General features: G+C 62.3%; 6 protein-coding genes and 3 pseudogenes. 6 read left to right on the plus strand and 3 right to left on the minus strand.

Annotation, left to right across the window (positions count from 1 at the left end):
• The 4 genes and pseudogenes from IQ216_RS08675 to IQ216_RS08690 form a co-directional block, all read left to right on the plus strand.
• A pseudogene (locus tag IQ216_RS08675) lies at nucleotides 1-359 on the plus strand (hypothetical protein); the annotation flags it as partial.
• A gap of 218 nt (nucleotides 360-577) precedes the next feature.
• Nucleotides 578-1,597, plus strand: a complete 1,020-nt coding sequence (locus tag IQ216_RS08680) for a DUF4062 domain-containing protein (RefSeq protein WP_193815044.1) — start codon at nucleotides 578-580, stop codon at nucleotides 1,595-1,597.
• Nucleotides 1,598-2,204: 607 nt separating this feature from the next.
• The gene (locus IQ216_RS08685; protein ID WP_193815045.1) at nucleotides 2,205-2,642 is read left to right on the plus strand and encodes a hypothetical protein; all 438 of its coding nucleotides are present in this window, start codon (nucleotides 2,205-2,207) and stop codon (nucleotides 2,640-2,642) included.
• A gap of 100 nt (nucleotides 2,643-2,742) precedes the next feature.
• On the plus strand, nucleotides 2,743-2,988 hold the full coding sequence (locus IQ216_RS08690; RefSeq protein ID WP_193815046.1) for a hypothetical protein: 246 nt from the start codon (nucleotides 2,743-2,745) through the stop codon (nucleotides 2,986-2,988).
• 39 nt (nucleotides 2,989-3,027) lie between these two features.
• Here IQ216_RS08690 and IQ216_RS08695 read toward each other — a convergent pair.
• Nucleotides 3,028-3,807 (minus strand): annotated as a pseudogene (locus tag IQ216_RS08695) (DUF362 domain-containing protein).
• A gap of 172 nt (nucleotides 3,808-3,979) precedes the next feature.
• Here IQ216_RS08695 and IQ216_RS08700 point away from each other — a divergent pair.
• Both IQ216_RS08700 and IQ216_RS08705 read left to right on the plus strand, forming a co-directional pair.
• Nucleotides 3,980-5,776, plus strand: coding sequence for a potassium/proton antiporter (locus IQ216_RS08700; RefSeq protein WP_228007311.1), 1,797 nt, complete (start codon nucleotides 3,980-3,982; stop codon nucleotides 5,774-5,776).
• Between the two features lie 96 nt (nucleotides 5,777-5,872).
• The gene (locus IQ216_RS08705) at nucleotides 5,873-6,583 is read left to right on the plus strand and encodes an STAS/SEC14 domain-containing protein (protein WP_193815161.1); all 711 of its coding nucleotides are present in this window, start codon (nucleotides 5,873-5,875) and stop codon (nucleotides 6,581-6,583) included.
• Between the two features lie 76 nt (nucleotides 6,584-6,659).
• Here IQ216_RS08705 and IQ216_RS08710 read toward each other — a convergent pair whose 3' ends face one another.
• Both IQ216_RS08710 and IQ216_RS08715 read right to left on the minus strand, forming a co-directional pair.
• Nucleotides 6,660-8,228, minus strand: coding sequence for a glutamate synthase-related protein (locus IQ216_RS08710; RefSeq protein ID WP_370566677.1), 1,569 nt, complete (start codon nucleotides 8,226-8,228; stop codon nucleotides 6,660-6,662).
• Nucleotides 8,229-8,352: 124 nt separating this feature from the next.
• Nucleotides 8,353-8,730: pseudogene (locus IQ216_RS08715) on the minus strand (fructokinase); the annotation flags it as partial.

An 8,730-nucleotide genomic window follows, 5' to 3' on the forward strand; every position in this document is an offset into this window, starting at 1 on the left:
GCGCTGAGCCGCAGCGCCTGCAGGAGTGGGAGCAGCGCCATCCCGAACAGGCCGCACGCCTGGACGCCCTGCTGAAGCTGGAGCGCATCCTGCGCGGCCGGCTGCTGCCGGTGCCGCCCATGCGCGGCGACTGGCAGCGGGGGTCATTTCAGCTCGGCAGCAGCCTCGACGACCAGCCCCTGCACGATCTGCTCCAGGGCCTCGGCAGCTGGCGTTCGCTGCTGCCACGCCTGGCCTGCGAGTCGGTGCTGAAGGTGTTCCTCAATCAGGGGGCCACGGCCCTGGTGCTGCGGGCCAATCAAGTGGGCGGGCATAACCCTCGCATTGCGCCGGTGGCACCGTTCAGCCTGGGGTGCTGACCAGCCAGTCCACCAGCCATCGGTAGCGAAAGGAACATTGCGTTAACGGGTCCGCATAAGCTGCCAGGGCAATAAAGCTTCTGCCTCAAAGGCCTGCTTTGGCAAGGAATCGACTTTGCCGGCAGAACATGGCGAGGAGCTTATGCTGGCAAGAGGGCTCACCTGCAGGTGGATAACGGACCCATCCATTGAGCGTTAGACACCACTAGGAATCTCCAATGGACAAGCGTTATCAAGTCTTTGTAAGCTCAACGTTTATAGATCTCCAAGAGGAGAGGCGGCAAGTCATTCAAACCGTCATGGAGCTGGATTGCTTCCCAGCGGGGATGGAGCTGTTTCCTGCAGCGGACGAAGAACAATGGGATTTCATTCGAAAAGTTATTGACGACTGCGACTACTATATCCTCATTCTTGGTGGAAGATACGGGTCGCTAACAGATGAAGGCATAAGCTATACCGGGAAGGAATATGATTATGCTGTTGAACAAGGTCTTCCTGTATTAGGATTTCTCCATGAGAATCCTGATGAGATCCCACTTGCACGATCTGAGATTGACCCGGAAACTCGTCAGAAGCTGGCTCAATTCCGCTCCAAAGTCGCGAGTGGTCGTCTCGTACGTTTTTGGAAGACTGCTGATTCTCTTCCCGGCTTAGTAGCACTAAGTCTTAATAGGACAATAAAGACGTATCCTAGAAATGGATGGCTAAAGGCAACGGCTTTTCCTTCAGCAGAGACACTAGCCGAACTCAATGATTTACGAAAGAGGTTGGCTCAAGCGCAATCCGAGCTAGAAGAGGCACGAAAAGCAGTCTCACATACACAAAGCATTACTGATCTTGCTCCACTAGACAAATCATTTACTGTCAAGGGCGAGTACTATACCCAAAATGGTAAGTCGAGTTGGTCGACCCGTCTCACTTGGCTGGAGCTGTTTACAATAATAGCGCCAACCCTGCTGATCGCCACCGCTGATGGCAAAGTCAGTTTCCATCTTGCTGAACTCCTCCTTGCACGTACAGGGAAAAAAGGCAGAACAGCGTCTATTGATGACTCAGTATTCGACACTATCAAGGTTCAGTTTCTTGCACATGGACTCATCGTTGTTCAAACACTGAATCTCAAGGGCGGTGGAGTGGCGCTTTTCTGGGGGCTAACCAAGTATGGACATAGTGTCATGCTTCAGGAGAGAAGCGTGAAACAAAATAGCCAAGATTCCGAGAGTGAGACAGGGGTCTAACATCAAGATTCAGAAGACGGGTGCGGAGGTGGCCGTCTCTTCATAGGCTGCATCCCGCTTCTGATCTTGGCGTTAAAACAGGAAAGTCATGAAGAAATTTCACATCGCCATCTCTACAAACAGAATAGAAGAAACTATTGCCGACTATTCTTCTCGCCTGGGGATTCAGCCATGCTCAACCATTCCTGGCGAATACGCACTGTGGCGAACGGAGTCTTTAAATGTTTCTGTACGAAAAGACCATGATCACGAGGCAGGAACTTTATGACATTTGGGCTGGGAAGACTCTACGGCACTCGAATTCTCGAAGGATACCGACGTGAACGGTATTACCTGGGAACGCTTTAGTGCACAACATCAGGCCCATGAAATCAATGATCTATGGCCAGCTGCAAACTATCAGCCCTGAACTCTAAATCAACAGATTCACGGCACCTGATTGTTTTGCTGTTCCACAGCTCAATAACGGCATGGGAACCGGGCCGGGCGTCAGAAAGACTCTTCAGGTGATCAACCATGTCATGGCCCTCCAGTGCCGTGGCAAGAGTGCCGGGTAGACCATTCCATCGCTCAGGGCTAAGGTTCGCCATGAACGATTTTCGATCCCATGCGCTCCTCCCTGTTTGCTTCTGCCTGCCTGCTCGCCCTCGCCACCACCGCATGCCAACAGCAGGACATGACCGCCCGCAAGGAGAAGACCGAAGCCAAGATCTGCGCCCAGCTCACTGAGGTCAGCCAGGCCCTCACCACCGTGGATGAGCTCACCCCCGCCTCCACGGTGGGAGAGGCCAAGGAGGCTGAAGGGGCCCTGGGTACAGCCATCACCAACCTTGAAGCCTCGGAGCAGAAGCTTGAGGAGCTGCGCACCAAAGCCTTTCAAGAGCAGCTGAAGACCTTCCGTTCCGAGGTGGCCCAAGTGGCCAGCAGCAAGGACACCACCCTCGAGGAGGCGGCCGCCCAGCTCAAGGCCAAGGCCCAGCCGGTGATGGCGGCGCGGGCTGAACTCTCGCGCGCTGTGGAGTGCGAGGAACCCGGCCAGCCCTGAGGTGAGGCGTCCTACCCAGGGCTGGAGCGCGATCGCTGGATCCTGTTAGCGTTGAATTAGGGCCTTTGCGCCCCTTGGTTCCTGCAGCACAACAGACAGCATGAAACGCATCGCGATCGGCACCCTCACAACCGCCAGCATCAGCGCCGCGGCGGCGCTGATGCTGGCCCTGCCCGCCCAGGCCAATCAGCCCAACATGAAGGCTGCACTGTCGAGCCTCAATGAGGCCAAGCAGAGCCTGGAGAAAGCCAGTTCGGGCAAAGGCGGCCACCGTGTGAAGGCCATTGAGTTAATCGATGAGGCCATCGAACAAGTGAAAAAAGGCATCAAAGCTGGCCGGATGTAGGCGCTGGTCAGCGCATCGAGCCTGACCTCTGGGCTCACGTCAGGCTTCCGGGGCTTTGTCAAGAAGCCGGCGAAGCTGATCGGCCATGGTCTGGCCCGGCAGATCGGCCGTCACGATTTCGATCCGCTCAGCCGAGTCGACGCCCAGATTCAGCTCCACAGCGCGTTGAATCTGCTCCAGATCCCAGATCGAGCCACGAGACAGCGCGGCTGTGGTACCCATCAGGCGCAGAAGTGCGATCCCCACCACATCCACCGCCACCCGATCCGTGCCGGCAAGAATCACGTTGGGCCTGGCGATTGTGCCCCTGTGAGGGCCACCGTCGACGAAAGCTTCCACCGCATCGAGAAGCACCAGAGCTGGCGTGCAGGCCTGGTTCACCTAAGCGATCATGCGCCGCTGATGGGGAGAGGAGTGGAGGTCGGCCATGTAGTTGTGGGAATCTCCGGGCACGGTTTTCGCCACCAGTCCCACCGTGTTCTTCAGGGACAGGGTGAACTGCCCTCCGAAGCGATGGGTCTTGAGGCAGCAGGTGTTCACCACGGCGCCGGCGTCGAGAGCCGGGCGGGCAAAGGCGTACCCCCGGGGCCAGTGGGTGCCCTCAGCGGCAACATGCCTCCATTGGTCGCGTTCCAGGTCATCAAGCACCAGGGCCTCCAGCAGGATCGGGTCGGTGGCAGCCGGCGCTGGATCCGCCGTGTTGAAATTCGGCTTGAGGAACACGCTGTTGCCCTCCAGCCCTGGGGGCTGCAGCAAGTCAAGTGCCTGATGGGTTCCCGCCGCCCGGTCGTCAGTGTGAATCAGCACCACCCGGCTCACCCCTGAGCTGGGTCGCGGCGGCCTCGGAGGGAGGACTGGATTGTCAGGCCACCGAGAGTGCCGCGCTGCCGGTGGCCAAGCCAACGAGCTTGAGGAGCTGGCGTCTCGGATTCGCGGCCCAAGTGCTGGCCACGGCAGAAACCCAACCCAATGAGAGACGTTCCTGGCCAGGTTGCGCGATCCTCAGACGGATCGGCAGGGCATGGGGAGCGTGTGGATCAATCTGGCCGTGCTGTTGGCCGGCGTGTTGCTGCTGCTGGGCATTGCCTCCAGCAAGTTCTCTGCCCGGCTGGGGATGCCGGTGCTGGTGCTCTTCCTCGCGGTGGGGATGCTGGCCGGATCAGAAGGGATCGGCCGCATCCCCTTCGAGAACTACGACCTGGCCAACAGCATCGGCAGCGTCGCCCTCGCCCTGATCCTGTTCGACGGCGGCCTGCGCACGTCCCTGGCCTCAGTGCGACGGGTATGGCGGCCGGCCCTGGCGCTCTCCACCCTCGGCGTGTTGCTCACCTCCGTGCTCACGGGTGTTGCGGCGGCCTGGGTGCTGAAGCTCCCCATCCTGCAGGGGCTACTGCTGGGCAGCATCGTCGGCTCCACCGATGCTGCCGCCGTGTTCTCGGTGCTGCGCAGCAGCGGCCTGAAGCTGCCTGAGCGGCTCATCTCCACCCTTGAGGTGGAGAGCGGCTCCAACGATCCCATGGCGATCTTCCTCACACTGGGCCTGATCGGGGTGATCACCGGCAGCACCAGCTCTGGCCAGGAACTGGCCCTTCTGTTTCTCGCCCAGTTCGGCGTGGGAAGCATCGCTGGAGTTGGCGTGGGCCGCCTGGCCACCTGGGTGATCAATCGCATCAACCTCGACTACCCAGGCCTCTATCCCCTCCTGGCTCTCGCCTTCGGCCTGGTGGCTTTCGGCCTGGCGGCCGTGCTGGGGGGCAGCGGCTTCCTGGCGGTTTACGTCGCCGGAATCGTGCTCGGCAGCAGCTCGCTGGTGTTTCGGCGGGGAATCTTCTCCTTCCACGACGCCACGGCCTGGCTGGGGCAGATCGTGTTGTTCGTGATGCTGGGGCTGCTCAGCTTTCCCAGCCGCCTGCTGGCGGTGGCCTGGGACGGTCTATTGATTGCCCTGGTGCTGATCCTGGTGGCACGGCCGCTCGCGGTCTGTGTGGCGGCCTGGCCGTTTCGCTTCCGGCGGCGGGAACTCACCTTCCTCTCCTGGGTGGGCCTCAAGGGGGCCGTGCCGATCACCCTGGCCACCTTCCCCTTGATGGCCGGTGTTCCCCAGAGCCAGCTGATCTTCAACGCGGTGTTCTTCGTGGTGCTGCTCTCGGCGATCACCCAGGGCTGGTCGCTGCCGCTGGTGGCGCGATGGCTGCAGATCGGCCGGCCCGCTGATCCCACGCCGGCCCTGTCGGTGGAGATCAACGCCCTGCGCAAGGTCGATGGTGAGATCGTCGACTACACCGTCAAAGCCAAGGCACAGGTGGCCGGCCAGCGCCTGCGCGAACTGGCCCTGCCCGATGGCGTGCTCGTCACCCTGATCCTGCGGGGCCGGGAGGTGGTCATGCCCCGCGGCAGCACGGCCCTGGAACCCGGCGACCATGTCTTCGTGGCCATGCGCACCAAGCTGCAGCCCTTGATTGATCGCCTGTTCGATCCCGACCCGGAAGCACCCGCGTTGCCTGTAGAACAGCTACTGATGTTCAATGCGGCGACAACACTCGCGCAGCTGCATCGTTTTTTCGGCTTGCCTCTGCCGCTAGAGATCAGTCCTCGTACTGCGGCACAGAAGCTTGGCCAGCTCCTCGCCGAGGCTCCGCCGCCAGGGAGGCTACGCCTTGGGCCGCTGGGCCTTCAGGCGGGAGTGGATTCAGACCATGTGGCGGTGCGCTGCCTTGCCGATGGCGTTGCAATCGCTGCTCAGCCTGGTGCTGTTGCAGATGAGCTGGCTCCTCGCAACCCCCCTTGAGCGGCTGAGCACAGCCCTGCGGCTGAAGTCAGATTGCGTCGTGTTCGCTACCGTTTGAGTGAACCATCGACGAGGAGGTTCCCCATGATCGAATGCATGAGCGGGCTGCCTGAAGGCACCCTCGGTTTTTCCTTCCAGGGGAAGATCAGCGCGGACGATTATGACCACGTGCTCACCCCAGCTCTGGATGCCGCCCTGGCGCAGCACGATCGCCTCAAGCTGCTCGCCCAGCTTGGTCCCAGCTTTGAGGGTTACGACCTGGGCCCCGCCTGGGCGGACGGCCGGGAGGCCTTACGGCACTGGGATGGCTTTGAGCGGCTGGCTTTGTTGTCCGATTTGGCCTGGGTGCGCACAGCCGTGGCGGCCTTCAGCCTGGTGATGCCCTGCCCCGTGCGTGTCTTCGCCAACGCGTCTGTTGAGGAGGCCCGCCGTTGGTTATCGGAATCGCTGGGCACGATGCATCTGGAGCGTCACGGCGATGTGATCCAGGTGCAGCTCATCGGCACGCTGGAGAGTTCTGTCTATGACCGGGTCGAAGCCAACATCGATGCTGAACTTCAGGGGCTCGATGGGGTGCGACTGCTGTTGGATCTGCGCCAATTCGATGGCTGGGCCGGCCTCGGTGCCTTGGGGCGTCACCTGGCTCTGATCCGGGACCATCGACGGGCCGTCCGGCGGGTGGTGGTGGTGGGCAACCAGGCCTGGCAGGCCCTGGCGGAAAAGCTGGTCAAGCAATTCGTCAACGCTGAAACGCGTTTCTTCGAGGGTGCTGACTATGCCCTGGCTGAAACATGGATACGGCAATGACTAGGGCTGGAGCCTGACTGCATCGTTCCAAGTCTTTCCTGTTGCAGAAACGGGCCAACGAAATCCCAGGGTCGGCTCAAGGCCCCCCGGCTTCGTCGTTGCCGCCGCTGCCGCTCCAGGCGATGTGGGCCAGCTCCGCCAGGGGCCGCTGCCAGCTGGCCAGGTCGTTGCGGTTCAAGCGGTTCAGGTGGTTGTGGCCGCAGGCCCGCGCCATCACCTGCATCAGCGCCACCGTGGCCCGCAGGAAGCGATCCAGCCGCTGGGCGGCAGGTTCCACCTGCAGGCGGCGGCGCAGCTCGGGATCCTGGCTGGCCACCCCCGTGGGGCAGCGATTGGTGTGGCAGATCCGGGAGCCGACGCAGCCGATCGCCTGGATCGCGGCATTGGCCAGGGCGATCCCGTCGGCCCCGAGGGCCAGGGCCTTGACGCAGTCGGCTGGGGTGCGCAGGCCACCGGTGATGATCAGGCTCACCTCGCCACTGGCCCCACAGCGGTSGAGATGGGCCCTGGCCCGGGCCAGGGCGGCAATGGTGGGCACAGCGATGTGATCCCGCAGCAGTTGCGGGGACGCACCGGTGCCGCCACCGCGGCCATCGAGAATCAGATAGTCGGCCCCGGCCTCGAGGGCAAAATCGAGATCCTGTTCAATGTGCTGGGCGCTGAGCTTGAAGCCCACAGGGATCCCGCCGCTGAGCTCCCGCACCCGATCGCCGAAACGGCGAAAATCAGCCGGGGTGCACAGGTCCTCGAAGCGCGCCGGAGAACAGGAGGATTCACCTGCGGGGATGCCACGCACCTCGGCGATGCGCTCGGTGACCTTGGCGCCGGGCAGATGACCGCCCGTGCCGGTCTTGGCCGCCTGGCCGGCCTTGAAGTGAAAGGCCTGCACCTGGGAGAGAAGATCCTCGCGATAGCCGAACATGGCCGGCGCGAGCTCGTAGAGGTAGCGGTGGTTGGCGGCCTGTTCTTGCGGCAGCATTCCGCCTTCGCCGGAGCAGATGCCCGTGCCGGCACGCTCCGCGCCCGTGGCGAGAGCCCGCTTGGCCTCCTCGGAGAGGGCACCGAAGCTCATGTCCGACACCAGCAGAGGAATCTCCAGCCGCAACGGGCGCCGGGCGCTCGGGCCGATCACCAGCTCGGTGCCCACCGGGGCGGCTTCGGCCAGGGGACGTTGCGCCAGCTGGGCCGTGAGGATCTGGATGTCGTCCCAGAGGGGCAGCCGGGAGCGGGGCACCCCCATCGACACCACCGGCCCCTGGGCCCCCAGCCGCTCGAGGCCGTGCTCGGCCAGCTGGTGGATCAGCTCAAGGCTGGGCTCTTCCTGCGTGGCCCGGGGCTGGGGCATCCCGCCGCTGGTTGAACCGCCATCCTCCGGCTCCTCGTCATCCCTGTCTCCCTCACCACGGTCGTCGTCAAGGGCAAAGTCGGTGCCCACTCGGTCGGCCGGAACCCGGGCATGGGTGCCATCGCAGTAGGGAGGTGTGGAAGTYTGTTTGCAGCGGCAGAGCTGCACCTTGCCACTCTTGTTGGCCTCGAAGGCCACGGGGCTGAAGCCGCTGCCCTGGTGGGATCCGTCGCAGAACGGCTGATCCGAGGAGCGGCCGCAGGCGCAGTAGACGTACTCCTTCCCCTCCTCAAGGCTCACGGCGATGGGTGTACGGGCGGCAACCTTTGGTGCTGTCATTGAACCTGCGGCAGAGAATCCAGAGTTTGGGGGCCTTCGCCCCTTGGGAGCAATGAAATACGTACGAGCAATAAGTTGATGATCTTCAGTTCGTCATCTGATGTGGGCTGGCGGAAGCCGCAGCGGCTGTGCGTAGCTGTTCGGCCAGGCCGTCTGGGTGAGCGATGGCGTCTGTGCTCGGGCCGGCATTGCCCAGCAGCTGGGGATGGGTCGAGAGGTTGTCGAGTAGCTGGGCCAAGAACAGCTCGTGGTCCTGCAGCCTTGAGGCATCGAGGCTGCCGTGACGGCCGCCGATGCACCAGTGGAGACCTCCGGCTGCATCACTGATCAGCACCGCGGGTTTCTGGGGTAGCTTGTCGTGCACCCGCACCGGATCCCGCGTTCCAAAGAAGGTTTCAGCCTCCTCTCCGGTGCAACGGATGAGCTGAGCGGCCAATACCAACGGCCAGACACGGTCCAAGAC

The organism is Cyanobium sp. LEGE 06143, assembly GCF_015207535.1.
GTDB lineage: Bacteria > Cyanobacteriota > Cyanobacteriia > PCC-6307 > Cyanobiaceae > NIES-981.

What these genes read in the sequence shown, in the direction of transcription:
- IQ216_RS08705 (WP_193815161.1), top strand. Translation starts at nt 5,873, where the DNA reads ATGAGCGGGCTGCCTGAAGGCACCCTCGGTTTTTCCTTCCAGGGGAAG.
- IQ216_RS08680 (WP_193815044.1), top strand. Translation starts at nt 578, where the DNA reads ATGGACAAGCGTTATCAAGTCTTTGTAAGCTCAACGTTTATAGATCTC.
- IQ216_RS08690 (WP_193815046.1), top strand. Translation starts at nt 2,743, where the DNA reads ATGAAACGCATCGCGATCGGCACCCTCACAACCGCCAGCATCAGCGCC.
- IQ216_RS08685 (WP_193815045.1), top strand. Translation starts at nt 2,205, where the DNA reads ATGCGCTCCTCCCTGTTTGCTTCTGCCTGCCTGCTCGCCCTCGCCACC.